This is a genomic window from Ideonella sp. P3_A4 (assembly GCF_056403075.1).
In genome coordinates, this window is record NZ_JBFUGE010001075.1 from 1 (window position 1) to 1,771 (window position 1,771).

The 1,771-nt window shown below is 59.2% G+C and carries 1 protein-coding gene and 1 pseudogene; one reads left to right on the forward strand and one right to left on the reverse strand.

Features of this window, described 5'->3' with window-relative positions:
• The first annotated feature begins 764 nt into the window (after positions 1–764).
• Positions 765–1,554 (forward strand): annotated as a pseudogene (locus AC1DYI_RS35955) (IS30 family transposase).
• Positions 1,555–1,563: 9 nt separating this feature from the next.
• On the opposite strand, the gene AC1DYI_RS35960 reads toward AC1DYI_RS35955, so the two are convergent.
• On the reverse strand, positions 1,564–1,771 hold a 208-nt coding region (locus AC1DYI_RS35960), incomplete at its 5' end, for a hypothetical protein (RefSeq protein ID WP_477208871.1).

Consider the following 1,771-nt stretch of genomic DNA (forward strand, 5'->3'; position numbering starts at 1 on the left):
TTCGACGTAAGGGGCTGGCCGCAGGCCAGTCCCCTTGACGGAGGGGTTAGGCATCGGGTTGATTGACATACAACTCCTCAGGCTGCAATTGGCGGATTGCTCTTCTAACGGCTGCTTGAGCCGCAGGAAGGTCGAAGCCTGTGACATGACGGGCCATCGACTCCAAGAATTGCTCCGACCCTTCAACTTCCCATTCGATTGTTGGCGAATCAAACTCAACCGATATATCGAACGATACGTGCTCCGGGACGACTCTTCCTGGACGCACCACGACCCGCTCGAAGGACTGCCATGGGACCTCTTGAACTACCTTGCCAGACACCCGATCTGTAAGCATTGGCCCAACGTTGCTAAACGTCCAACGGTACTTAAGTGGGCTACACGCTGCTGCAAGCTCCGCTGCCAATTGCTTGGCCCGGCGGCGTCGCGACCACTCAGAGGTGGCTAGAGAGGCTACTAAGCAGAAAAAGGCGACTCCAGCGAAAACGATTGGCCCATATGCTGGCCAAGCGATGCACAAGGGGGCGCCAAAGGCAGCTGCTGGAACTATCCAGAACAGATCGCGTCGGGTAAGGTTGCCGCTTGGCTTTCGCTGCATGATGCTTAACGTTCGACGTAAGGGGCGGCCCGCYTGCGGGACGTCCCCTTGACGGAGGGGTTAGGSRTCGCGGGTTCAACAAGCAAGTGCAACACCTTCATGAAATGGGGTGGGGGGGTGGTGATACTGACCGCTTACTCATTCCGGCAAGAAGGGGTTAGCAGACATGGGGTATCACCAACTCACCCAGGGTGAACGATACGCGATAGCCAGGATGCACACCAGGGGTTACAGCGACCGAGAGATTGGCTACGTGCTGGATCGCTCGCCAGCGACCATAGGACGAGAGCGCAAGCGCAACGCCTGCCCGCACGATGATCTACCGCCACGTGAGAAGGGATCGCCGCGAAGGCGGAAGCGTTTGGCGGCACATGAGGGTGATGAGCAAGATCGGGCGCAAGCACCGAGGTAGCCCGGTGACACGAGGCAGATTGGCGGGCAAGCGACACATCAGCGAGCGACCGAAGGCAGTGCAGGCCAGGCGCCAACTGGGGCACTACGAAGGCGACACCGTGATGGGGGCGGACGCCAGGCACTGCGTGCTCACGCTGGTGGAGCGCAAGACGGGGTTCGTGGTGATCAAGAAGCTCAGCGCGCGCAGCGTGGAGCAAGCCAACACCGCGCTGGGGCGCTCGATCATCGGCCTGAAAGGCCGGATCAAGACCATCACGCTGGACAACGGCACGGAGTTCCACGGCTACAAGAGCGTGGAAAAGCAGTTCAGGGTGAAGTTCTACTTCGCCACGCCGTACCACTCGTGGGAGCGAGGAACGAACGAAAACACCAACGGGTTGCTTCGGCAGTACCTGCCCAAGGGCATGTGCTTGAAGGGGCTGACCCAAGCCGAGTGCGACCGCATTGCGGGTGAACTCAACAGCCGGCCAAGAGAAAGACTAGGATTCAGGACTCCGGCCGAAGCATTCGGCCGTCCGCGGGGTGTTGCACTTCAACGTTGAACTCAAGGATCACCATGGCTTCCACGGTACTTGGCAAAGTTGTGGATCATGAAACTTTCGATAGGCGCTAATGGTTCCTCCATTAGCGGCGGGGACGGCCAGCCATTCCGCCAGCTGGGAAGCAAGCGACATTGCCCACTCACGATGCGGGTATGTCGCCACCTGAATCATTCCGTCTTTGGTAACTACGCGAACTGCGTACTCCTCGCCCTTGAAG